Annotated in this window: 17 protein-coding genes and 1 pseudogene; all 18 read right to left on the bottom strand. The window is 66.2% G+C overall.

All coding sequences use genetic code 11. The annotated features are described in order from the left end of the window. Positions 1-20: 20 nt before the first annotated feature. Positions 21-320 carry a helix-hairpin-helix domain-containing protein gene (locus tag C0617_RS11015; RefSeq protein ID WP_291317075.1) on the bottom strand — a complete coding sequence of 100 codons (300 nt, stop codon included), beginning with the start codon at positions 318-320 and terminating at the stop codon, positions 21-23. 162 nt (positions 321-482) lie between these two features. Next, positions 483-2,585 (bottom strand): LPS assembly protein LptD, encoded by a 2,103-nt coding sequence (gene lptD, locus C0617_RS11010; protein ID WP_291317074.1) that lies wholly within the window; start codon positions 2,583-2,585, stop codon positions 483-485. After that, positions 2,585-3,910 (bottom strand): folylpolyglutamate synthase/dihydrofolate synthase family protein, encoded by a 1,326-nt coding sequence (locus C0617_RS11005; RefSeq protein WP_291317073.1) that lies wholly within the window; start codon positions 3,908-3,910, stop codon positions 2,585-2,587. The genes lptD and C0617_RS11005 overlap by 1 nt, the downstream gene beginning before the upstream one ends. A gap of 4 nt (positions 3,911-3,914) precedes the next feature. Next, positions 3,915-4,763, bottom strand: a pseudogene (gene accD, locus C0617_RS11000) (acetyl-CoA carboxylase, carboxyltransferase subunit beta). Between the two features lie 139 nt (positions 4,764-4,902). Next, the gene (gene trpA, locus C0617_RS10995; protein WP_291317072.1) at positions 4,903-5,709 is read right to left on the bottom strand and encodes a tryptophan synthase subunit alpha; all 807 of its coding nucleotides are present in this window, start codon (positions 5,707-5,709) and stop codon (positions 4,903-4,905) included. 56 nt (positions 5,710-5,765) lie between these two features. Further along, the gene (locus C0617_RS10990; RefSeq protein WP_291317071.1) at positions 5,766-6,446 is read right to left on the bottom strand and encodes a uracil-DNA glycosylase; all 681 of its coding nucleotides are present in this window, start codon (positions 6,444-6,446) and stop codon (positions 5,766-5,768) included. Then, the gene (locus C0617_RS10985; protein WP_291317070.1) at positions 6,446-6,970 is read right to left on the bottom strand and encodes an SRPBCC family protein; all 525 of its coding nucleotides are present in this window, start codon (positions 6,968-6,970) and stop codon (positions 6,446-6,448) included. Before C0617_RS10985 ends, C0617_RS10990 begins: the two co-directional genes overlap by 1 nt. 69 nt (positions 6,971-7,039) lie before the next feature. Then, on the bottom strand, positions 7,040-8,308 hold the full coding sequence (locus tag C0617_RS10980) for a DEAD/DEAH box helicase (protein WP_291317069.1): 1,269 nt from the start codon (positions 8,306-8,308) through the stop codon (positions 7,040-7,042). 94 nt (positions 8,309-8,402) lie between these two features. Further along, positions 8,403-9,596 carry a tryptophan synthase subunit beta gene (gene trpB / locus C0617_RS10975; protein ID WP_291317068.1) on the bottom strand — a complete coding sequence of 398 codons (1,194 nt, stop codon included), beginning with the start codon at positions 9,594-9,596 and terminating at the stop codon, positions 8,403-8,405. A 2-nt stretch (positions 9,597-9,598) separates the two neighbouring features. Next, entirely contained in the window at positions 9,599-10,216 is a 618-nt protein-coding gene (locus C0617_RS10970; protein WP_291317067.1) for a phosphoribosylanthranilate isomerase, read from the bottom strand. After that, positions 10,217-11,569 carry a TrpB-like pyridoxal phosphate-dependent enzyme gene (locus tag C0617_RS10965; RefSeq protein ID WP_291317066.1) on the bottom strand — a complete coding sequence of 451 codons (1,353 nt, stop codon included), beginning with the start codon at positions 11,567-11,569 and terminating at the stop codon, positions 10,217-10,219. A 96-nt stretch (positions 11,570-11,665) separates the two neighbouring features. Then, entirely contained in the window at positions 11,666-12,454 is a 789-nt protein-coding gene (gene trpC, locus C0617_RS10960; protein ID WP_291317065.1) for an indole-3-glycerol phosphate synthase TrpC, read from the bottom strand. A gap of 68 nt (positions 12,455-12,522) precedes the next feature. Then, complete coding sequence (gene trpD / locus C0617_RS10955; RefSeq protein WP_291317064.1) at positions 12,523-13,572, bottom strand: anthranilate phosphoribosyltransferase; 1,050 nt, start codon at positions 13,570-13,572, stop codon at positions 12,523-12,525. Between the two features lie 65 nt (positions 13,573-13,637). Beyond that, positions 13,638-14,204, bottom strand: a complete 567-nt coding sequence (locus C0617_RS10950; RefSeq protein ID WP_291317063.1) for an aminodeoxychorismate/anthranilate synthase component II — start codon at positions 14,202-14,204, stop codon at positions 13,638-13,640. Then, positions 14,204-15,685 carry an anthranilate synthase component I gene (gene trpE, locus C0617_RS10945; RefSeq protein WP_291317062.1) on the bottom strand — a complete coding sequence of 494 codons (1,482 nt, stop codon included), beginning with the start codon at positions 15,683-15,685 and terminating at the stop codon, positions 14,204-14,206. Before trpE ends, C0617_RS10950 begins: the two co-directional genes overlap by 1 nt. 196 nt (positions 15,686-15,881) lie before the next feature. Continuing rightward, positions 15,882-17,069, bottom strand: a complete 1,188-nt coding sequence (locus C0617_RS10940; protein ID WP_291317061.1) for a hypothetical protein — start codon at positions 17,067-17,069, stop codon at positions 15,882-15,884. A 70-nt stretch (positions 17,070-17,139) separates the two neighbouring features. Then, positions 17,140-23,121 (bottom strand): Ig-like domain-containing protein, encoded by a 5,982-nt coding sequence (locus C0617_RS10935; protein ID WP_291317060.1) that lies wholly within the window; start codon positions 23,119-23,121, stop codon positions 17,140-17,142. A 6-nt stretch (positions 23,122-23,127) separates the two neighbouring features. After that, positions 23,128-24,741 (bottom strand): hypothetical protein, encoded by a 1,614-nt coding sequence (locus C0617_RS10930; protein WP_291317059.1) that lies wholly within the window; start codon positions 24,739-24,741, stop codon positions 23,128-23,130. Positions 24,742-24,791: the final 50 nt, after the last annotated feature.

Raw genomic sequence — 24,791 nt, 5'->3', positions numbered from 1 at the left:
CCCCGGGAAGCGGAGCCTGACTATTTTACCGAGACCAGATACCTGATCTTCTCGAGGGTCTTCTCACCGATCCCCTTGACATGGACCAGGTCATCGGGAGTCGCGAAATCCCCGTGCTCGGAGCGGTAGGCGACAATCCGCTCTGCCGTCACCTTGCCGATGCCCGGCAGGCTTTCCAGTTCTTCGGCGCCGGCGGCATTGACGTTGAGGGTCGCGATCGACTCAACGACCTCGGACTTCTGGGGGGCGGCGAAAGAAGCCGCCGGGCCGGCGAGAGCCGCCAGAAGCAACATAACACACATGCAGATCAGCTGTTTCATTTTTCTCCCTCCTGTGGATGAAAAGGTTGCCGGCAAATATTTGCCAGCGCTAATTGGTGAACTATAACTAATATAAGAAAGACCCAATGTCAACAAAAAAACCGCCATCCCACATCATGCGGTACGGCGGAACGAAAAGACACAACGGGGGAAAGACTGTCCTTATTCGAGGCCCTCTTCGTCCCCCTGGCTGAGTGTTCCCCCGAAACGGGCCACCTTGCCGAGCCCGGCCAGGGCGAAAGAGACAAGGTACTCCCTGTCCTCCAGACGATCCCGGATGCTCAGGCGGACGCTCCAGCACTGGGCCCGGAACTCCAGGTCGACAACGTTCTCCAGCCGGCGCCGCTCTTCCAGGTTGAAGCGGTGACGAAGGCCCAGGTAAAGAGGCTGGAGCCAGGTCAGCTCGAGCTTGCCGCCCAGGTACTCCAGGTCCTTCTCCCGATAACGGTATTCAAGGGACAGGGCATTTCCGGCCCCGTCCTGAAGCTTGCCCCGGGCATTCATATCGGTGAAGCCGCTGTTTTCAGAATAGGGGTTGAAGCGTCCGTCCAGATCGAGAAAACTCCAGCGGTTGGGACGCAGAATCAACTCTCCGCGCAGGGCGGAAAAGGGGCGCAAGTTATCCTGGGGGTTGAGAAGGTTCCTGCGGGACTCGCGCAGGTCATAATCCTGGGAGAGGCGCAGGTAGAAAACCTCGTGATAACGGGGCGCTCCGTCGGGGTCCTCGTAGCGGGCGGTGAGACGGTTGGTAATCCCGTAGCTGATGGTGTTCTCCGAGGCGATGTCGTCCACGGTGTCGAACTGGGGCAATCGACTCTGGTCGCTGGAGGGAATGTAGAGATAAAGGACGTCAGGCTCTACACTGTGCTGGAGCCTCTTTACGGTCTTCCATTCCGGGGCGTAGACACGAGAGAGGCGGGAGGAAAGGCGGGCGGAGACATCTGGCAATCCCTTGCGCTCGAAACCCGAGGAGGCCCAGTAGACCCGTTCCCTGTAGCCCACCTCGGGAACAAACTCGAGAACCCTTCCGGGCCGGAACACGGCGGACAGGGCCGGACGCAGGTCGAGCCTCTCTCCCCTCTCCCCCTCTTCGCGCCAAAAGTAGGTGCTTGCCCCGTCGAACTGAAGGTAAAGGGGTGTTTCCCCAAGGCGCCTGCGCACTTGGACCAGACGCACCTCGGGCAGACGCTGGAGGGTCTGGTCGCTGCCCTGTTCCAGATCCTTTGTGTATTTGAACTGACCGGCCAGGTTGAGCTTGGCCCAATGACGACTGGCATAGACCACAGACTGGGCCTGGTCGCGAGTATACTCCTCAGCCTCCTCGCCGAAATCCATAAAATAGTCCCGGCTGCTTACGTGCTCAACGTCGGCGGAAAACCAACCCTCTCCGGGCAACGGGCCGGAATGCTTCCACTCGAGGGCATACCGGGCCTTCTCCCCCTTGAGGCCGTTCACATGATAACCGTACAGGGTGCCGGCCCCCTCGTCCCCCTGAAGATAGCGGAACTCGAGGCCCTTCCCGACCCCCAGGTCGGAGAGGTAGTCGAGATAGAAGGTGGCATCCCGGTGCGGGCCGAAGGTCTTGTAGTAGGCCAGGGACAGGGAGGTCCCCCGCTTCTGGGAGTAGCCGTAGCGGGGCAGCAGAAACCCCGATTGCCGCTCCTGCTTGGCGGGGTAGATGAGATAGGGAACGTAAAGGACCGGTATGTCCCGCAGATACAAAAGCAGGTGCTTGGCCCGGGCGTAACCCTCGAGGGTGACGTTGAACTCGCCCGCTCCGAACTTCCAGGAGGGCACCGCGCCCTCGCAGGTGGTGAAGGTGCCCCGCCGGATGCGGTAGGTATCCTCCCCCAGCCGTTCGATGTCCTCCCCGGCGATGTGAAAATTGGAATCCCGGAGGGTCACCCGCCCTTGCTCAAGACGGCCGCTGCCGGACTCGAGATCGACGGTCAAGGCCTCCCCCTCCAGGACACCCTGGGGCTCGGCCAGGCGAACCCCGCCGCGGGCGGTCGCCGTCCCGGTGGCTGAGTTCCATTGCAATTGGTCGGCCTCGAGGGTGACAACCCCCTTCGTCAGGCGCACCTGCCCCGTCGCCTGGTAGGTCGAGGTACTCTCGTCGAGGGAGAGCTGGTCCGCCTCGAGGGTCACCGCCCCGCCCGCCTCCATGCCTTCGACCACTTCCAGGGCAGCGGCGTCCGCCACCGGAAGGGTCAACCCCAGCAGAAGGACAAGGCCGCCCGTTATGCTCCACAGCAAAAATCGCATCACACAGTCTCAGAAAGCCCCGCCGAAGGGGCGTAATCGTCTTTCGAAACCTCGCCGTCAGCGGCGCGACGGCGCAGGTGCTCCCGTGCCGCGGCCACAAGGAAGAGGGAGCCAGCCACCAGGACGACCTCCCCCTCGCCGCGCTCGGCCAGAGCCGCGTCCAGGGCCGCCTCTGGCGAGGCATAAACCTTCGCGGGAACCCCGGCCCGGGCCGCCTCCTCGGCCAGCCTCTGACGGGGGACCGTCTCCTCGGCCGGGGGCTCCGTGCAGTAGAGGGCGTCCACATGGGGCAGAACGGGACCGAGGATGTCCCCCACCTGGCGGACTCCCTTGATGCCCACCACCCAGCGCACCTTTGCCGCGCCGAGTTCGGCGAGGTATTCGGCCAGGGCCCGGGCTCCCCCCTCGTTGTGGGCGCCGTCGAGCAGCACATCCCGGCCATCCCGGCCATCCCACCATTCCAGCCGACCGGGCCAACGGACCCCCTCGACCCCGCCACGCAGGGCGGCCTCGGAAATTCGTTCGCCCTGCCGCCGCAGCACTTCGGCCGCCGCCAAGGCCAGGGCCAGATTCTGGCGCTGATGGGCGCCGGCCAGACCGGGATGCAGTCCGTCCATGGCGAGTTCGAGTCCCCGGTAGGCAAACCCGCCTGCGGCGGGACCGGATGTAAAATCCCGCCCCAGGAGATAGGCCGGAGCCTTTTGCCGGCGGGCCCGTTCCAGAAGGACCTCGAGCGCCGCGGGCTCCTGGCGCCCGAGAACGACGGGGATCCCCTCCTTGATGATGCCCGCCTTCTCTACGGCGATGGCGGCCAGGTCGGCCCCCAGGTGCTCGGCGTGGTCTCGGCAGATGGAGGTAATGACGCTCACTCGCGGCAAGACGGCATTGGTGGCGTCGAGACGCCCCCCCATCCCCACCTCGAGGACGGCGAAATCGACCTTCCGCTGCTGAAAGTGCCAGAGGGCCAGGGCGGTGGTGAACTCGAAAAATGTGGCGGGGATATCCGCGGCGCGCTCCCGGAGCATGTCGGTGAGCCGCGCCACCTCCTCTTCCGCGGCGGGGACGCCGTCTATTCGGATGCGCTCGGTGAAGGAATGCAGATGGGGGGAAGTGTAAAGACCGACCCGGCATCCCGCCTGCCGAAGAACCTCCGCCAGGCAGGCGCTGACCGATCCCTTGCCGTTTGTCCCCCCCACATGAACGATGCCGTAGCCCGACTCGGGATGCCCAAGGCGCTCAAGCAGGGCCCGGATGTTATCCAGGCCGAGCTTGATCCCGAACCGCTGAAGGCCGTAGAGGTATTCCAGGCTCTGCCGAAAATCCACCGCCTCAGGACTTGGTGAAAATGCGCAGGATCTGGGAAAGGCGGGCCTTCATCTCCTGGCGGGGGACGATCATGTCCACCATGCCGTGCTCCAGGAGATACTCCGAGCGCTGGAACCCTTCCGGCAATTTCTGGCGAATGGTCTGCTCAATGACCCGCGGGCCGGCGAAACCGATCAGGGCCCGGGGCTCGGCCATGTTGATGTCTCCGAGCATCGCGAAGCTGGCCGTCACTCCCCCCGTGGTGGGATCGGTGAGGACAGAGATGAAGGGAACCCCGAGTTTCTTGAGCTTAGCCAGGGCGGCGCTGGTCTTTGCCATCTGCATCAGGGAAAGGATGCTCTCCTGCATGCGGGCCCCCCCGGAGGAGGAAAAGACGATCACCGGAATCTTCTTCTCGATCCCCGCCTCGATGGCACGGGTGAGCTTCTCGCCGACCACCGACCCCATGCTCCCCCCCATGAAGGAGAAGTCGAACACCCCGACCGCAACCGGCATCCCCTCCCGGGTCCCCTCCCCGCAAATCACGGCGTCGCCGCCGCCGGCTTTTTTCACCGAGGCCTTGATCCGGTCCTTGTACTTCTTGGAGTCCTTGAAGTCGAGAAAGTCAACGGACTGCATGGCGGCGTCCATTTCCACGAAAGAGCCCTCGTCGAGCACCAGGGCGATGCGTTCACGGGCGTCAATGCGAAAGTGGTAGTCGCACTTGGGGCAGACCTTCAGGTTGCGCTCGATCTCCTTGGTGTAGATGATCTAGTTGCAGTTCTTGCACTTTGTCCAAACCCCTTCGGGCATCTGGACGTTTTTCTTTTCCGCGGGCGCGATGGGCGCCTTCTTTTTTTGAAACCAGCCCATATCGTAACCTCGTCTTTTAAAAATTTCGAGTCACCTCTTTGTGGTGGCCCGGTCAAAATACGCCCCACGATCGCTCCGGGGGCGGAACATGGTCCTTCACCGACAGGTCAAACTTCAGCGGGCATTGCCCGGGGAGAGATCAGTCACCCTTGCCGACGATGGCCTCCTTCAGGGATCGGACGAAACGCCCCACCTCGGGCAGCAATTGTGCCGAGGTGCCGTGTGCCTCGATGATCTTCACCAGGGCGCTGCCCACCACCACAGCATCGGCGAAGCTGGCCACCGCCGCGGCGTCGGCCGGAGTCGAGATCCCGAATCCCACGGCCACCGGAACCGGGCTCTGGGCCCTCAGCCGGCCGACTTCCTCGCCGATGGCGCCGGCATCGACCCGCTGGGCCCCGGTGACCCCCGTCATGGAGACGAAATAAAGGTATCCCTCGCTGACGGCGGCCAGGCGCGCCGCGCGCTCCGGCGGCGTGGTGGGGGCGAGCAGGGTGATCAAGTCGACTCCTTCGGCCTGCAGGGAACTGTGAATCTCCCCAGCTTCCTCGGGGGGAAGATCGACCAGCAGCAGGCCGTCCACGCCCGCCGCCGCGGCATCGGCGGCGAATCGCTCGGGGCCGTAACGGAACAAGGGATTGAAGTAACCCATCAGCACGATGGGAACGTTGGTGTGGAGGCGCACCCGGGCGATCATATCCAGGATCGCAGACAGGGTCGTCCCGGCCGCAAGAGCCCTCTCCGATGCCGCCTGGATGGTGGGGCCGTCGGCCATCGGGTCGGAGAAGGGAAATCCGAGCTCGATCAGGTCGGCCCCGTTCTCCACCAGGCTGTGGATAAGAGCCTCGGTGGTCGCCAGATCCGGGTCCCCGGCAGTCAGAAAAGGCACCAGTGCGGTCTCCCCCTCCTGGCGCAGTCTTTCAAAGATCGCTTTGATGCGTCCCATGCATTACCCTCTAGTCTAACTAAAAAATTTCAGCTTAATTGAAAAGGCCGTCCCGTTCAACCGCTTTCCGCCGCGGCCAACCGGCGAACCTGCGAGAGCAGGTCCAGAAACATCCCCTCGGTCATGCGACCCGTCTGGACATTATAGCGGCTCGTATGATAACTGGCCACCAACTGCGGCCCGCGAGCGGGCCGATAGCTGGCCCCGTGGGCAAAGGGGTAATCGGCGAGGCGGCCGATGACCCCCTGGGCCCGAAGCATGCGAAGGTAACTGGTAAAGGCCCCCTGTCCCAGGAGGATGACCACCCGCAGCCGGCAGAGGTGGTTCAGTTCCGCCTCCAGAAAGGGGCGGCAGTTCTCGAACTCGGCCAGCTCCGGCTTATTGCCAGGGGGGACGCACTTGACGGCGTTGCTGATATAAAGGTCCCGCAGCTGAAGGCCGTCGGCGGCGTCGTTTGCCTCAGCCTGGCTGGCATACCCGGCCCGGTGCAGCAGGGGGTACATAAAATCCCCGGCGCCGTCACCGGTAAAGGGCCGTCCGGTGCGATTGGCGCCATGAGCCCCGGGAGCCAGCCCGACCAGGCAGACCCTCGCCCGGGGATCTCCGAAACCGGGCACCGGCGCGTTCCAGTAGTCTTCCCGCCGATAGGCCCGCTTGGGCGCCAGGGTCTCGATATAGCGGACCAGGCGCGGGCACTTGCGGCACCCGTGAAGCCCGGGCAGGTCGGCCCCCAGCACTAAGGCGTCCCTCCCGAAACCGGCCCGCCGCCGTCGAGACGGAGCTCCAGGCGGGTCAGCACGGCGCGGTGGTACATGGCGAATTCCTCCTTGCCGGTGAGACCGGCCATGAAAGCCTGGGGCCCGTGAATAGTGCTCTTCAGCGTCACCCGGGTCTCCCCGCCGAGCGGTTCCAAATCAAGGGAGGTGCGGGTGAGGCTTCCCAAGACTCCGTCCCGCACCCATGACATCCGTCGCCCGGCAACAACCGCCTCGATCCGGGCCGGCCGCCTTTCAGGGGTCCCCTTGAGTACCAGTGCGAGGGCCGCGCCCGGCCGCCACCCGGACTCGAGACGTGCCTCCTCGACCCCAGGCCACCATGCGGGCCAGCGATCCACATCGGCAAGCACCGCCCAGACCGAAGCGGCCGGATGGGCAACGACCTGGCGGTTGTCCACTTCGAAGGACCTCTCCGCCGTAAACAGCATCATCGCCCCGAAGGCGATGCCGAGACACGCCAGCAGGCCGGCAAGCTTTTTCAGCATTCCGATCTCCCGGGCAATGGATCGCCCGGCCTGCCTTCGGCCCCCCTCGACGCCTTCACCGCGCCCCTTCTATTTCCTGTGACCGCCGCCGCTCGGCCGCCGGGGGGGACGGCGGCGCCTTCCCGCCCCGCCGGGCTTCTCCTGGCCGACCGGCTTCTTGAGCTTCTTACGGGGAGGAGATGTACGCTTGTAGTCCCAGAAAAAATCGTCGTCCTCGGGAAACGTGCTCGGGATCTTGCGCCCGATGAATTCCTCGATCTCGGGGAGGTGAAAGACCAGGTCCTCGTCGGCGAAACTGATCGCCTTGCCAAACGCCCCGGCCCGAGCGGTGCGCCCGATGCGATGCACATAGTCCTCCGAGTCCTGGGGCAGGTCGTAGTTGATGACGTGGGTGACCCCCTCGATGTGGATGCCCCGGGAGGCGACGTCGGTGGCCACCAGGAAGGTCAGCCGCCCGTCCTTGAAGTCCTGCAGGATGCGCATCCGCTTGTTCTGGGGGATGTCGCCGGAGATGACCGCGGCCTTGAACTCGTTGGCCTTGAGGCGATCGGTCAGGTGCTCGGCCTCGCGCTTGGTGTTGACGAAGACCAGCACCCGCTCGACCCCTTCCTCCTTCTTGAGGAGCCCGAGCAGCAGGGGGAACTTCTCGCGGCGTCCGGCGTGGTAGAGGACCTGCTCGACCCGCTCGGCGGTGACCTGCTCAGGTTCGATGCTGACCTTCTCGGCCAGGTCCATGAACTCGTAGGCGAGCTCCATCACCCGGTGGGAAAGGGTGGCGGAAAAAAGCATTGTCTGGCGCTTGTCGAAGGGGGGCAGTTTGCGCATGATGTAGCGCAGGTCCTTGATGAAGCCCATGTCGAACATGCGGTCGGCCTCGTCGATAACCAGCGCCTCGATGCGGTCGAAGGTGAAGACCCGCTGCTTGGCGTAGTCGATAAGCCGCCCCGGGGTCGCGACAATGACATCGACCCCGTCCTTCAGAGCCTGGCGCTGCTTGTCGTAGTCCATGCCGCCGAAGATCGCCTGCACCTTGAGGGGGCAGTGGGCGCCGAGCCCCTTGGCGTCCTCGCAGATCTGCACCACCAGCTCCCGGGTCGGCGCCATGACGAGAGCCCGGGGGTTGTTGCTGGTGCGCTTCCCGCTCTTGAGCAGGTGGGTAAAGAGTGAGATCAGAAAGGCGGCGGTTTTCCCGGTGCCGGTCTGGGCCTGGGCGGCCACGTCCTTGCCCGCCAGGGCCAGGGGAATCGATTGTTCCTGCACCGGGGTCAGGTCGGTGAAACCGACCTCCGAGACCCCCTTCAGGACCTCCGCAGGCAGGTTCAGTTCGGTGAATTTCATCTTTTCCTTTCATCTAGCAGGCTTCAGGATTCAGGAGGCGGGCTCAGACATCGTGAGCCCTCAGGATGACACCTGACAGCTGCCCCTGCGTCCTTTAAAGTTCCACCCCGATGGCCTCGGCCACGGTGTGGATGTCCTTGTCCCCACGCCCCGACAGACAGACGACCACAACGGCGTCCTTGCCAAGGGAGGGAGCGAGCTTCATTACCTGGGCCACCGCGTGGGCGCTCTCCAGAGCCGGGATGATCCCCTCCAGTTCGGTGAGCAGCCGAAAGGCGTCCAGGGCTTCGGCGTCAGTGACCGAGACGTATTCGGCGCGGCCGATCTCGTGCAGGTGTGCGTGCTCGGGGCCGACCCCCGGGTAGTCGAGGCCGGCGGAGATCGAATGGGCGTGCTCGATCTGCCCCTCGTCGTCCTGGAGCAGAAAAGTCTTGTTGCCGTGCAGCACCCCGACCTCGCCGGCGCCGATGCTGGCCGCGTGCTTGCCCGTGTCCACCCCGAGCCCTGCGGCCTCGACGCCGAGCAGACGCACCTCTTCGTCGTCGATAAAGGGGTAGAACATCCCCATAGCGTTGGAGCCGCCGCCGATGCAGGCCAGCGCCACGTCGGGCAGGCGCCCCTCGGCGGCCAGGATCTGCTCCCGGGTCTCCCGGCCGATGACCGCCTGAAAATCCCGCACCATCTCAGGATAAGGGTGAGGGCCCGCCACCGTACCGATGACGTAGAAGGTATCGCGCACGTGGGTGACCCAGTGGCGCAGGGCGTCGTTCATGGCGTCCTTGAGGGTCGCCGTGCCACTGGTCACCCCGTGGACCTTGGCCCCGAGCAGCTTCATGCGAAAGACGTTGAGGGCCTGGCGCCGGATGTCCTCGGTCCCCATGAAGACCTCGCACTCCATGCCGAACAGGGCCGCCACGGTGGCGGTGGCCACCCCGTGCTGGCCCGCGCCGGTTTCGGCGATCACCTTCTTCTTCCCCATCCGCCGCGCCAGCAGAGCCTGGCCGACGGTGTTGTTGACCTTGTGGGCCCCGGTGTGGTTGAGGTCCTCGCGCTTGAGGTAGATTTTGGCCCCGCCCAGGTGCCCGGACAGGCGCTCGGCATAGTACAGGGGGCTGGGCCGCCCGACGTAATGCTTCAGGTAGCCTTCGAACTCCTGCTGAAAACCGGGGTCCGCCTGCGCCTCGCGGTAAGCCTGCTCCAGTTCCTGAAGGGCCGGGATCAGCGTCTCGGCCACGTAGCGGCCGCCGAACTGGCCGAAGTGGCCCCGCGGGTCGGGATATCGGTACATGTCTACTCCGTCATCTTCTTGGCGTTGCGGATAAAAGCAGCCACCATGTCCTGGTCCTTGCGCCCCGGAGAGGATTCGACGCCGCTGGAGACGTCCACGCCGTAGGGCTGGACCGCCGATACGGCGGCCGCCACGTTGCCGGGGTTCAGCCCGCCGGCAAGGATGGTCCGGTGCTGTCGTGCGGCCAGAGCCGCCAGTTCCCAGCTGCAGGTCTCTCCCGTCCCGCCGTAGATGCCGGGGACCCAGGCGTCGAGAAGCAGGGCGCTGACCGGGAAGTCTTCGGCGCCCTCAAGGCTCGAGGCGTCCATCAGGCGCAGCGCCTTGACGGTCCGCGCACCGGCGACGCGGCAGGCATCAGGCCCCTCGTCGCCGTGCAGTTGCACCACGTCGAGCCCGCAGAACTCGACGGTCCGGCGCACCCGCTCGGGTTCCTCGTTGACGAACAGGCCCACCGTGGAGACGAAGGGGGGCAACTCGGCGATGATCGCCCGGGCCGCCTCGGGAGTGACATGCCGCGGACTCTTGGCGAAGAAGACGAAGCCGAGAGCGTCCGCCCCGCTGGCGGCTGCATTCAGGGCGTCTTCGACGTTGGTGATTCCGCAGATTTTGACCCTGACCACCTACTCCACCTTGGGCAGCTGGGCCAGCGACTCCTCGATCGCGGCCTCGGGGTAATCGTAGTCGGTGAGCAGATCGGCAAAGTAATCGTCGTAGGCGGCCATGTCGACGTGGCCGTGGCCCGAGAGGTTGAAGAGGATCGTCTTTTCCTTCCCCTCCTCCTTGGCCAGCAGCGCCTCGTCGACCGCTCCGCGGATGGCGTGACTCGACTCGGGCGCCGGGATGATCCCCTCGCTTCGGGAGAAGAGGACCGCCGCCTCGAAGCAGGCGAGCTGGTGCACCGCCTTGGCCTCGACGACGCCCGCATGGACCAGCTGCGAAACCAACGGCGAGGCGCCGTGGTAGCGCAGGCCCCCGGCGTGGATGCCGGGGGGCATGAAGTCGTGGCCGAGGGTGTACATCTTCGACACGGGGGCCATCTTGGCGGTGTCCCCGTAGTCGAAGGCATAGGTCCCGCGGGAGAGGGTCGGGCAGCTCGCCGGCTCCAGGGCCAACACCCGCACGTCCCTGCCGGCCGCCTTGTCGGAGATGAAGGGGAAGGCGATGCCGGCGAAGTTGGAGCCGCCTCCGTGGCAGCCGATGACGACGTCGGGATAGTCGCCGGCCAGGGCCATCTGCTCCTTGGTCTCCAGGCCGATGACTGTCTGGTGCAGGCAAACATGGTTGAGCACGCTTCCCAGGGCGTACCGGGTGTCCTCCCGGGTGGCGGCATCCTCCACCGCCTCGCTGATGGCGATGCCGAGGGAGCCGTTGCTCTCCGGGTCTTCGGCCAAAATCGCCCTGCCGGCGTTGGTGCGCTCTGACGGCGAGGCGATGACATCGGAGCCCCAGAGCTGCATCATGCTCTTGCGGTACGGCTTCTGTTTGAAGGAGACCTTGACCATGTAGACGGTGCACTCGAGGCCGAACATCTGGCAGGCCAGGGAGATGGACGAGCCCCACTGGCCGGCGCCGGTTTCGGTGGCGATGCGCTTCGTGCCAGCGACCTTGTTGTAGTAGGCCTGAGGTATGGCGCTGTTCGGCTTGTGGGATCCGGCCGGCGAGCCCCCTTCGTACTTGTAGTAGATCTTCGCCGGGGTGCCGAGGGCCTTCTCCAGACGATGGGCGCGGAAGAGGGGCGAGGGACGCCAGAGCCTGTAGATCTCGCGCACCTCCTCGGGAATCTCGATCCAGCGCTGGGTCGAGACCTCCTGCTCTATGAGACCCATCGGAAAGAGGGGCAGCAGGTCGTCCGGGGCGACCGGCTGCATGGTCCCGGGGTGGATGACCGGCGCCAGCGGGCCGGGCATGTCGGGGATGATGTTGTACCACTCTTTCGGGATCCGGTCTTCCGGCAGCAGAATCTTGGTGTCCATCGGTTCTCCTCTCCAAACCTGTCTGGCCCGAAAGGCCCTGAAAACAATGCCCTCTGGATGCCTGTGGCCCCTTTCGGTGGCCCGGCTTCCCCGAGACTAACCCTCTTCGCCCAGCAATTCCCGGAGCGTGCCCGCCACGTCGTCCTGCCGCATCAGGCTCTCGCCGACGAGAAAGGCGCCGGCTCCGGCCTTCTGGAGGCGCAGGATGTCTGACCGGCAGCCGATGCCGCTTTCGGAGACCACCAGGCGCGCGGCCGGGATGCGGGGCAGGAGCCTCTCGGTGGTCGCAAGGTCGGTGGCGAAGGTCCGCAGGTTGCGGTTGTTGATGCCGACAAGCTCCACCGGCACCCGCAGGGCGACCTCCAACTCCGCCTCGTCGTGAACTTCGAGAAGAACGTCCAGCCCCAGGTCCCGGGCCAGCCCGGCGAAGGCCTTCAGCTCACTCTCTTCCAGGGCCGCGGCGATAAGGAGCACCGCGTCGGCGCCGAAGGCCCTGGCCTCGACGATCTGGTAGGGATCGACGACGAAGTCCTTGCGCAGCAGGGGCAGCGGCACCTCCCGGCGAATCTGCCCCAGGTAGTCCAGGTCGCCAAAGAAGAATTTCCGGTCGGTGAGCACCGACAGGCAGGCCGCCCCCCCGGCGAGGTAACTGCGGGCGATGGCCACCGGGTCGAAATCGGCGCGGATGATCCCCTTGGAGGGGGAACCTTTCTTGACTTCGGCGATGACCGCTGTACCCCTGTCGGCCTGCCCGCGCAGGGCCGCCGCGAAGCCCCGTGTCGGCTCCAGGCCATCAAGGCGTCCCTCCAGTTCGGACAGGGGGGTACGGGCCTTGGCCTCGGCCACCTCAAAGCGCTTGTGTTCGAGAATGTCGTCGAGAATCATAATAAGAACCTGGCTGTAAGCTGCAAGCTGTAAGCTGCAAGTTTCAAGCTTACAGATTCCAGCTGATTTTATCCGTTCGTCACCCGGGCCAGCCCCTCGAGCCTGGCGAGAGCCTCGCCGCTGTCGATAGCCGAAGCTGCCCGCTCCAGGGCGGCGGGCAGGTCGGGCGCGAGGTCGGCTGCGACCAGGGCGAAAGCGCTGTTGAGCAGGACCACGTCCCTGCGCGGCCCCTTCTCCCCATCGAGGATCGCCCGGACGATGGCCGCGTTCCGGGTCGCATCGCCCCCCTGAAGGTCGGAAAGCTTGCAGCGGGTCAGGCCGAAGTCCTCCGGCTCCACGGTGGAGAGCGTCACCGCCCCGTCCCTGATCTCGCCGACCCGGGTCGGCCCGGTAAGGGTGACCTCGTCCATGCCGTCCATGCCGTGAACGACGAATCCCTTGCGACAGCCGAGTTCCACCAGGACGTTCGCCATGACCTCGACCAGATCCTCCTGGTAGACTCCCAGCACCTGCCGGTCGGCCCCGGCAGGATTGGTCAGGGGGCCGAGGATGTTGAAGACCGTGCGGATGCCGATCTCCCTGCGCGGCCCGATGGCGTGTCTCATCGCACCGTGCAGGGCCGGCGCGAAGAGAAAGCCGACCCCGACCTCGGCGATGCAGCGCTCCACCGTCTCCGGCGTCACGTTCAGGTTGACGCCCAGCTTCTCCAGCACGTCGGCGCTGCCGCAGGCCGAGGAGACGCTCCGGTTGCCGTGCTTGGCCACCTTGCCGCCGCAGGCTGCGACCACGAAGGCCACCGTGGTGGAGATGTTGAAGCTCTTGGTGCCGCTCCCCCCCGTCCCGCAGGTATCGAGGATCGTCTCCCGGTCGAGGTTGATGTCTTCCCGGTCGAGGTCGACCGCCTTGCCGACCCGGATCGGGGTGGCCCGGTCGCGCATCACCCGGGCGGCCCCGGTGATCTCGGCAACCGTCTCTCCCTTCATGCGCAGGGCGGTGATAAAGGCGCCGATCTGGGCGTCCGTCGCCTCGCCGCCCATGATCTGGTCCATGACCTCGATCATCTCCGCCTCGGAGAGATCCTGCTTCTCCACGATCCTGGCTGTCGCCTCTTTGATCATTCTACCCCCCGTATCCTGAATCGAGGAGCCAAAACCATATTTATCCTGGCTCCCGGCTCCTGACCCTACGTCATTTCAAGAAAATTCTTCAGCAACGCCTTCCCCTCGAGACTCAGGATCGACTCGGGGTGGAACTGCACCCCCCACACGGGCAACTCCCGGTGCTCGAAGCCCATGATTTCCTCCTCCTCCGTCCAGGCCGTGACCCGCAGGGATTCGGGGAGGCTCTCCCGCTCAACGATCAGGGAGTGGTAGCGGGTCGCCTCGAAGGGGTTGGACAGGCCCGCGAAGAGGCCCTTGCCGTCGTGGTGGATCGGGCTGGTCTTGCCGTGCATCAGGTTCGCGGCGCGCACCACGCGCCCGCCGAAGGCGTGGCCGATCGACTGGTGTCCAAGGCAGACCCCGAGGAGCGGGATTTTGCCCGCCAGACGCCGCACCGCCTCCACCGAGATTCCGGCCTCGGCGGGCGAGCAAGGTCCCGGCGAGACCACGAGGCGCCGCGGAGCCTTCTTCTCGATCTCCCCGACGCTGATCTTGTCGTTGCGGTGAACCTCCACCTCCGCTCCCAGTTCCCTCAGGTACTGAACCAGGTTGTAGGTGAAGGAGTCGTAGTTATCGATCATCAACAGCATCAGTCGAGTCCCTCACGCGCCATCTCGATGGCCTTGACCACCCCGCGGGCCTTGTTGAGGGTCTCCTCGTACTCCGCCTCGGGGTCCGAGTCGGCCACGATGCCGGCGCCGGCCTGCAGGTGGATCCTGTCGCCCTGAACCACCAGGGTGCGGATGGCGATGGCCATGTCCATGTTGCCGGAGAAGGAAAGGTAACCGACCGCCCCGCCGTAGACCTCCCGGCGGCACGGCTCGAGCTCGTCGATGATCTCCATTGCCCTCACCTTGGCGGCGCCGGAGAGGGTCCCCGCCGGGAAGGTGGCCCGAAAGACATCGATGGCGTCGCGCTCGGCGTCGAGGATTCCGCGGACGTTGGAGACGATGTGCATGACGTGGGAGTAGCGCTCGACGATCATCAGCTCGCTCACCTCCACGCTGCCGGTGTGGCACACCCTTCCGAGGTCGTTGCGCCCCAGGTCGACGAGCATGATGTGCTCGGCCCGCTCCTTGGGGTCGGCCAGCAGTTCCTGCTCCAGGCGCAGGTCCTCCTCGGAGGAGGCGCCCCTGGGCCGGGTCCCGGCGATGGGCCGCACCTCCACCCGGGTCCCCTCCTTGCGCACCAGCACCTCGGGGGAGGCGCCGACAACGAGGGTCTCCCCGAAGCGCAGGAAGAACATGTAGGGGGACGGGTTGATCGTGCGCAGGGCCCGGTAGATGTCATAGGGATCGACCCCGGCGAGGGGGCCGGAGAGTCGCTGGGAGAGAACCACCTGGATGATGTCACCGGCCCGGACGTACTCCTTGCACTTCTCCACGGCCTCCATGAAGCCGGCCTTGGAGAAGTTGGGTGTCAACTCGGGTTCGCCAACATCGGCGTCCCCCCCGAGACGGGGCAGAGGCAAGCGCAGTTGTGCGATGAGCGCCTCTATCTCCTCGGTCGCCCTCCGGTAGGCGCTCTCCGGGTCGTCCCCGTCGCGGAGGTGGACGTTGCAGACAACCTTGATCTTCTGGCGCATGTTGTCGAAGATCAGCAGTTTCTCGGTAAGGAGAAAACAGGCGTCGAAGGCGCCGATCTCCCGGGGGTTGGCATCGGGCAGGTCCTCGATGAAGCGAACCATGTCGTAGCCGAGGTAGCCGACGGCGCCCCCGAAGAAGCGGGGCAGCCCCTCGGTCTGAACCGGGCGGTAAGGCGCGAGAAAGGCGCGCAGTTCGTCGAGCGGGTCGGCGCACTCGCCTCCGGCGACGGCCCGGCCGTTTTCCAGGATCTCGAAATGGTTGTCCCTGCAGCGAAAGACCTTGCCGGGTCCGCTGCCCAGAAAGGAGAAACGGGCCCATTTCTCCCCCCCCTCGATACTTTCGAGGAGAAAGGAGGTCTCCCCGTCGTCGATCTTGCGGAAGGCGGAGACGGGTGTCTCCATGTCCGCGAGGATCTCCCTGTAAACGGGGATAAGGTTGCCCTTTTCGGTCAGGGCGACGAATTCTTGAAGGGTCGGGAAAACCATCGAAACTCCAGGCGCAAAAGTGCGTAAGGCTAGCACAAACGAACGGGAACCGTCAAGGTTGGCCGTCCCCCGTGTCGGGGCCGAAATCCCGGCCGAGACCACCGCCCGGAGGGCGCCGGGAGGGCCGAAAACGAAAAGAAGGCAAGGGAGCTGACCCCTTGCCTTCTCGTTCATCAAGAGTCCTGGGCTGAAGCAACTACTCGTCCGCCAACTCCAGGCCGATACTAACACCGGACAACTCGACCCCGGCGGGATCGAAGGCCTGAACCTCTTCGGCGGCAAAATCTTCGGCACCCACCTCGGCACCCATCACCAGGGCGAGCTCAACCGTCGCCACTTCACCCGAGCCGAGCCCCTCCAGGCTGAGCAGAAGCATGCTGATGGTCCCTTCCTCGGGGCCGTAAAAAGCGGCGGAAAAGGGATCGCTCCCGGCCACCATGGTCACCGCGGCCGCGCCCTCTCCGTCGAAGACCGCGAAGGCCTCTTCAGGGAGCACCAGAACTAACTGCAGACCGCCGACGCTGCCGGGGGGCAGATCCCCCGCCACGGAGAGGGTCAGGGTCGCCGGGACACGCCCCACCCAGGGCAGCCCGGTGCCCGCCGCGCTCGCAAGCCCGGTGGCGTTGGCCGGGTTCTCAGGATCGAGCAGTGCTGCGGCCGCCGCGTCGAACCCGGCCAGGGTCGCGGCGCTAAGAACCCCCTCGGCGGCCAGTTCATCGGCCAGCTCGGCAAGGAGGACATCGAAGTCCAGGTTCCAGTCGAAGGCGAGCTGGGAGAGGGTCGCCAGAGTCAGGGCGTAGTCGACCTCGTCCTCGCTGGCGCCAGCCAGGGCGGCGGCCACCGGAGCGACCGGCGCCGTCGTCACGAGATCGAAGCCGAAGACCTCGGAGAGCTGTTCGGAGGCCTCCGCGACCGTCCCGGCGGAGAGGCCAGCGACCTCGGCGACCCGCACCGCCAGCTCGGTAAGCCCGCTCACATGCAGGGTGACATCCCCGCTGGCCGCCGGGTGGACCGCACGGAGGGGGGCGTCCTCGGGGATGCTCAACGTCTGGCCGCTCCCCTCGTCGAGGTAGCTGCCGCCGCTCGCCTCGGCCAGGATCGGGCCTTCGTAGTCAGTGAGTTCAGCGAGGTAGGCGCCGCCTTGGTCGGTGGTCGCCTCGGCGAGCAACTCCCCCTTCGCGCCCGTCTCCTCCATGGCGTAGATCGCCACGGTCGCGCCGGCCACGGGGCCCTTGGAGACGGTGCCGGTGACGGTGGAGACAACCCCGTCTCCGGAGCCGTCTCCGTCCCCGCCCCCTCCCCCCCCGCCCCCACAAGCGGTGAGGAGGGAGATGCAGAGAAGGATCATGAGGGTCAGCAGCTTTTTCATTCCTTTATGCTTCATGGCGTGGCGTCCTTGTCGTGTCGATTCGTTGCATAGCGAACCTCGGGGCTCATTTCATTCCATCCCGGGGTCAGGAGTCAAAAGGCGGGTCAATGCCAAGAATGACCTTGCGGATTATTATCATATCCAGAGTCGTTATCACTCCGTCGTCGTTGACGTCTGCTGCGACCTTCTGCCGCTCGGTCAGGGTATCGACGCCAAGAATAAATTTCGAGATGAGGATCAGATCCCAGGTCGTAAGCTGACCGTTGCCGTCGATGTCGCCGAGAGGCGGCGGGTCGAAGATGACGTTGCGCACCGCGCTGACGGTCTCCCCGGAGGCGTCCGTCCCGGTGACGACGACGGCGTAGGTCCCCTTCTCGGCGAAGGTCAACGCCTGGGTGAAGGCCCCCTCGCCGTTCAGCGCCGGCGTGAAGGTCTCCTCGCCGAGGGCGATGGCCACAGAGGCCGGATCGGGGCTGTCGAAGACCCCCTTCAGGGCCAGGTTCTTGCCGTAAGCGATCCGGTCCTGCGCCGGTTCGGTGATCGTCAGGCTGAGCTGGTTCTCTCCCAGGGTGACCGTGCGCTTGGCGACGCTAGCCTTGTCGCCGGCTACCGCTACGACCCCGATGGTGTTCAGCACCGGCTTCAGGGTAACGGAGGCGGCGAAGGCCTCCCCGTCGCGCTCGGCCAGCAGCGGATCGCCGCCGTTGAGGGCGACGCTGACCGTCGCGCCGGCATCGGCGGTGCCGGTCACAGTGAGGGTCGCGCCGTCGACCACGCTGCCGTCGGCCGGTGCGGTGACGGCCAGCTTCGGCGCGCCGGTGTCCCGGCTGACGCTGAAGGTCTCCGTCGTCGCCCGGTCGACCGCATCGGTGGCGACCACGATGACCTCGTTGGCGCCCACCTTCAGGGCGACCGCGGTGCTGAAGCTGCCGCCGGTGCCGACGGGAACCGTCTCGCCGTTGACGGTCAGGCTCTTCACCCCCACATCGTCGGTGACGATCCCCGAGACGTTGAGGACTTCCTCGGTGGTGACGACGCCGACCAGGGTCGAAAGGACAATAACCGGGGAATCGGTGTCGATGGTAAAGACCGCCTCCTGCGTGTCGCTCCGGTTGCCGTCGGCGTCCTCGGCGGCATAGCGCAGGGTCAGGCTCTCCTCGATGGTGAGCGCGGCGCCATAGGGTGTCGTCGGAGCGCCGCCGTCGAGGCTGTAGGTGATGGTCGGGTTGGGGTCCTCGTTGTCCTCGGCGGTCAGGACCACGCTCACTTCGTCCTTGAAGACTCCGCCTGCCGGATCTGCGGCGACGGTCGGGGGGTTGCCGTCGACGACGGTGACGATCACCTCGAAAGGCGAACTCGCGGTGGTGCCGTCATGGACGGCCACGGAGACCCTCAGGGTGCCGAAATAACTGTTGGCGGCGGTGACCGTGTTGCCGTTGACGGTATAGTGCAGTCCGGGCCGAACCCCGAGGGTGAAGACGGTGTCGTCGGGGTCAACCACGTCAAGGTCGGAAATATCGAAGGTGAAGCTGCCGCCCTGGGGTACGGTGAAAGCGGCGTTCTGCCCGGTGATGACTGGCGGGTCGTTGACGGCGGCAACGGTGATGCTCGCCGTGGCGCTGTCGGTCGCCTTCCCGTCGCTGTTCGTATAGGAGAAGGTGTCGGAGCCGTTGTAGTTGGGCGCAGGGGTATAGGTGACGGTGCGGTTCCCGTTGTCGGTCACGCGACCGTGGGCAGGGTTGGTGACCGCCACGATGGTCAGGACGTCGCCGTCCACGTCAAAGTCGTTACCCAGGGGCGAAAAGGTGATGCTGTTGTCCTCCCGGATGGAGATGCCGTCGTCCGTCGCCACCGGCGCGTCGTTGACCGCGGTGATGGTCACGGTGCCGCTCTGCTCGCCACACTCCTCGGGGGTGCCGCCGTCGCAGACCCGGATCGAAACCAGGCAGTCGGTCGCCGGGGCGTCTCCGGGGGTGAAGGCGTAGCTGCCGGCGGCGAAGGCGCCGCCGCAGGTGTCGGCGGCGAGGACGCTCCAGGTCGTGCCGTGCCCGTCGGGATCGGTGACGGCCGGCGTGTAGCTGTATTCCACGTTCTCCGTCGCCGCGGCCGGAGGCGCGCTGTCGATGGTCGGCGCGTCATTGACCGCGGTGATGGTCACCGCGCCGCTCTGCTCGGCGCACTCCTCGGGGGTGCCGCCGTCGCAGACCCGGATCGAAACCAGGCAGTCGGCCGCCGGGTCGTCTCCGGGGGTGAAGGCGTAGCTGCCGGCGGCGAAGGCGCCGCCGCAAGTGTCGTCGCCAAGCACGCTCCAGTTCGCCCCCGGCCCGTCGGGGTCGGTGACGGCCGGCGTGTAGCTGTATTCCACGTTCTCCGTCGCCGCGGCCGGCACAGCGCTGCCGATGATCGGGGCGTCGTTGACCGCGGTGATGGTCACCGCGGCGCTCTGCTCGGCGCACTCCTCGGGAGTGCCGCCGTCACAGACCTGCACCGACACGACGCAGTCGGCCGGCGGGTCGTCGCCGGGGGTGAAGGCGTAGATACCGGCGGCGAAGGCGCCGCCGCAGGTGTCCGCGGCGAGGACGCTCCAGGTCGCCCCCGGCCCGTCGGGATCGGTGACGGCCGGCGTGTAGCTGTATTCCACGTTCTCCGTCGCCGCGGCCGGAACGGCGCTGTCGATGGTCGGCGCGTCGTTAACCTCGGTCAGGTTCACGACGGCGGTCTGGGCCGCAGAGGTGTTGACCCCGTCGGAGACGGTCAGGGAGACGGTCAGACTGGGGTTGCTCTCGTAGTCGAGGTCGCCCGGATCGTTGACGGTGATGGCGCCCGTCGCCGGGTCGATGGCGAAGGCCAGATCGCTGTCGCCGTCCGGGTTGGGGTTGACGGTGATCGCCCAGCCCTGGAAGGTCGTGGGGCTGGTGTCGCCGTCGGTGGCGGCGGCGGTGCCGACGGCTGTCGCCTGCGGGCTGTTCTCCGGCACCGTGAAGGTCTGGGCCGCGGTCACCTCCGGGGCGACGTCGTTGACGTCGGTGATGTTGACGGTAAGCGTCTCGGGAGCCGAGGTGTTGGCGCCGTCGGAGACGGTCACCGAGACGGTCAGGCTGGCGTTCGTCTCCCGGTCGAGGTCGCCGGCGTCGTTGACGGTGATCGCGCCGGTCGCAGGATCGATGGCGAAGGCAAGGTCGGCGTCACCGTCCGGGTTGGCGTTGGTGGTGATGGTCCAGGCCTGGAAAGTCGTGCCGGCGTCGCCGTCGGTGGCGGCGGCGGTGCCGACGGAGGTCGTCGCCGCGCTGTTCTCGGCCACGCTGAAGGACTGTGCGGCGGTCACCACCGGGGTCTCGTCGTCGTCCAGGTTGGTCGCCGGAACGTCGGAGGGATCGACGGTGTTGTATTTCCCGTCGGTCGAGACGGCTGCGGCAAGGACGACCGTGTAGTCCACGTCGCCGTCGTCGAGGTCGTCGTCCGCCCCGGTGACGGTCACGGTCTGGGGGGAAAGGGCGTTGGCCGGGGTGAAGATCAGGCTCGTCGGGGAGACCGTCCCCTCGGCCGTGTTGGAACTCGACACCGCCACGGTCACGTTCGCCGTCGGGACCGTGTCCAGGACCACGGTGAAGGTCGCTGTCGTGCCGTCCTCTGCGGTGTCGCCGGAGACGGCTCCGACGGTGATCCCGGCGGTGTCGTCGTCGAGGTTGGTCACCGCCACGTCGTCCGGGTCGAGAGTATTGTAGTCCGTATCAGACGAGGAGGCCGCGGCGAGGACGACCGTGTAGGCCGTGTCGTCGTCGTCCACGGTGTCGTCGACCCCGGTGACCGTCACGGTCTGGGGGGTGAGGGCGTTGGTCGGGGTGAAGGTCAGGCTCGCCGGTAAGACCGTCCCCTCCGAGGTGTCAGAGCTCGACACCGCCACGGTCACCTCCGCCGTCGGGGTCGTGCCGAGGACCACAGTGAAGGTCGCCGTCGTGCCGTCCTCTTTGGTATCGCCGGAGACGGCGCTCGCGACGATTTCGATGATTTCGTCGTCGACGTTGGCCAGCTCCACATCGGCGGTGTCCCGCCCGGAGAAGGCCGTGTCTGCCGAGACCGCAGGGGCCGTCACGATCGTGAAGGCCACGTCGCCGTCATCGACGGTGTCGTCCACGCCGGTCACGGTCACCGTCTGGGGGGTTTCCCAGTTCGCAGGAGTGAAGGTCAGCTCCGCGGGGGAGACGATCCCCTCGGAGAGGTCCGAGCTCGACAGGGCGATGCTCACGTCCGCCGTCGGCGCCTGGCCGAGGACCACGGTGAAGGTCGCCTGGGTGCCGTCCTCGGCGGTGTCGCCGGAGACGGGGCCGACGGTGATGAGCTCTGCGGCGGCGTCCCGGTTGGTCAACCCCACGTCGGCGGGGTCGATCCCGGCGTAGGCCGCATCAAGCGAGACCGCCGGGGCGAGGATCACCTTGTAATCGATGTTGCCGTCATCGAGGGCGTCGGCCACCCCGGTCACGGTCACCGTCTGGGGGGTGTCCCAGTTGCTGGAGGTGAAGGTCAAGGTCGCCTTGTCGACGGTCCCCTCGGTCAGGTCGTTGCTCGTCACCCCGATCGTCACGTCCTCAGAGGGCGCGGTGTCGAGAACCACGGTGAAGGTCGCCGTCGCGCCCTCCTCCGAGGTGTCCCCGGAGATTGCGCCGACGGAGATCCCCGGCATGAGGCCGGGCGCTTCGTCGTCGACGTTGGTCACGAGAACGTCGGCGGGGTCGATCCCGCCGTAAGCCGGATCCATGGAAACCGCCGGGGCGAGGATGATCGTGTAGGCTACGTCCCCGTCGGCAATGGCATCGTCTGCGCCGGTCACGGTCACTGTCTGGGAAGTGGACCAGTCGGCGGCGGTGAAGGTCAACTCTTCCGGGGAGACCGTCCCCTCGGTGGTGTCCGAGCTCGTCACGCCAATGGTCACGGGCTCCGTCGGCGCGGTGTCGAGGGCCACGGTGAAGGTCGCCGTCGTGCCGTCTTCCCCGGTGTCGCCGGTGATGGGAGTGAGGGTGACCCCGGACAGCTCGTTGTCCTGGTTAGTCACGGTGACGTCCGGAAGGAATAAATTGTCGTAGTTCGCATCGCCCGAGGCGGCCGTGAGCGTGAGGGTGTAGGTCACGTCGCCGTCGAGGACATCGTCGTCCACCCCGGTCACGGTCACCGTCTGGGGGACGGTCCCGTTCCCGGGGGTGAAGGTCAGCTCCGTCGGTAAGACCGTCCCCTCTGTGGGGTCCGAACTCGCGATGGTGATGGTCACGTCCGCCGTCGGCGCCGAGTCGAGGACCACGGTGAAGTCAGTGCCGAGGAAGGGGTTCTCAGTGGTGCCCCAGGCATTGTTAAGGAAAGTCAGCCTCACGGCGGAGCCCGGCTCGCTCCCTTCGCCGGAGGCGTCCGCAATTATGCCGAAAGTCCCGTTCCCCAGGGTGACCCCGGCCACTTCGTCGTCGGCGTTGGTCACCGAGACGTCGTCGGGGTCGATGCCGGCGTAGGCATTGTCGTCGGAGACCGCCGGGTCGAGGCGCACGTCGTAGGTCACGTCCCCGTCCTTGAAGGTATCGTCCACCCCGGTCACCGTCACCTCCCGTGGGGTGTCCCAGTTCTCGGGGGTGAAGGTCAGGCTCGGGACGTCGACCGTCCCCTCGCTGGTGTCGAGGCTGGTCACGGCCACGGTCACCTCGGCGGAGGGCTCGGTGTCGAGGACGACGGTGAAGGTCGCCGAAGTGCCTCCCTCGGAGGTGTCGCCGGAAAGGGCGCCCACCGTGATGCCGGGGAAGGGCTCGTTGTCGAGGTTGTTCACCGCCACCTCGGCGGGGTCAATGGCGGCATAGACAACATCGGTCGATCCGCCCGGATCGAGGACGATGGTGTAAACCCGCTTGCCGTCGGAGAGGGCGTCGTCTACCCCGGTCACGATCACCGTCTTGGGGATGTCCCAGTCATCGCTGGTAAAGGTCAGCTGCGAGACGTCGACGGTCCCCTCGGAGAGGTCGGAACTCGACACGTCGATGGTCACGGCCGCCGTCGGGGCGACCTTGAGCACCACGGTGAACTCCGCCGTCACCCCGTCCTAGGTGGTGTCTCCGGAGATCTCCCCCACCACGATTCCGGGCACATCGTCGTCCAGGTTCGTCACGGTCACGTCGAGGGGGTCGAAATCGGCGAGGGGCTCAGTAACAAACTGGCCAAATGGGGCAACCAGCGGTTCAGTGACCACGGTGAACGCCACGTCGCCGTCGACCTCGAAATCGTCGACCCCCGTTACGGTCACGGTCTGGGGCCTGTTCCAGTTGCCAGTGGAGAAGATCAGGACCTCCGGGGAGACCGTCCCCTCGGCGGGGTCCGAGCTCGACAGGTTGAGGTCCAATCGAATGGCGGGGCTCTCGGTCAGCACCACGGTAAAGGTCGCGCTGGTGCCGTCCTCCCCGACAGTCAGGGAAAGGGGGGTGATCACGACCGGGTTCGCCTCGTCGTCGAGGTTGGTCACAGCCACGTCGTCCGGGTCGAGGTCGTTGTAGTCCGGGTCGTCCGCGCTCGCCGGGCCGAGGTCGACCGTGTAGGCGACGTCGCCGTCGACCTCGGCATCGTCCAAACCGGTCACGGTCACCGTCTGGGGGACATTCCAATCAGCATCGGAAAAGGTCAGGGAGGTGACGTCACCCAGGTCCCCCTCGGTCGTGTCCGAAACGGAGAGGGGAATCTCCACCACGCACCCCGGGTGAGCCTGGAGCCTCTGCGGCGCCCTCGCACTCATGTTAACCGGCACGGGATCGCACACCGGCGCCTTGCTCAGCACCACGGTGAAGGTCGCCGCGGTGCCGTCCTCGGCGGTGTCTCCGGAGATGGCGCTGACCCGGATTGCTGCGGTCTCGTCGTCGCGGTTTACCACGGTGACATCGCCGGGATTCCGGCCGTCGTAGGCCGGATCACCGGAGACGGTCACGGCGGTCACGATGGTGAACTCCACGTCGCCGTCGGCCTCTGCGTCGTCCACCCCGGTCACGGTCACCGTCTGGGGGGCGTCCCAGTCGCTGGAAGTAAAGGTCAGGCTCGCCGGGGCGACCGTCCCCTCGGACAGGTCGGAACTCGACAGGCCGACGAACACGTCCGCCGTCGGCTCCTGGCCGAGGACCACCTCGAAGGTCGCCGCCGTGCCGTCCTCGGCGGTGTCGCCCGAGACGGGCCCGAGAAGGACCACCGGCGCGCCGACGTCGATGTTGGTCAGCTCAACGGAGACGGGGGCCACCTCGCTGTAGGACGTGTCGGAGGGCACGTTGTCCGTGTTAGGCCCGACTGACACCGTGACCGAGTAGGTCACGTCCCCGTCGACCATGTTGTCGTTGAATCCGGTCACGGTCACCGTCTGGGGGGTGTCCCAGTCACTCGGTGTGAAGGTCAGCAGGGCGGGGGAGGCCACCCCCTCGGTGGGGTCCGTGCTGGCGACGGTCAGGTAGACATTTCCGCCAAAAGTCGGCGCCGCGTCGAGAACGACGGTGAAGGTTGCGGTCGTGCCGTCCTCGCCGGTCTCCAGCCCGGAGGCGGGATCCACGGTGATCCCCGCAACCTGGCCGGTCGTGACGGCCAGGGCCGCCCCGCAGGGGGCCAGCAGCAGTCCGAAAGCGACCAGCAGAGCGAACAGCGGCAGGCACAGGGTCAGGCGGCGCGACGTGTCTGTCTTCAACATCGGATGTTCTCCTCCTCGAGGGGCAGAGCGGGGATGTATATGTCCATACC

The sequence above is a fragment of the Desulfuromonas sp. genome (assembly GCF_002868845.1).
Classification (GTDB): Bacteria; Desulfobacterota; Desulfuromonadia; order Desulfuromonadales; family BM501; genus BM501.
Note: the sequence above shows the minus strand (reverse complement) of the source record. Positions and strands in the feature narration are given on the sequence as shown.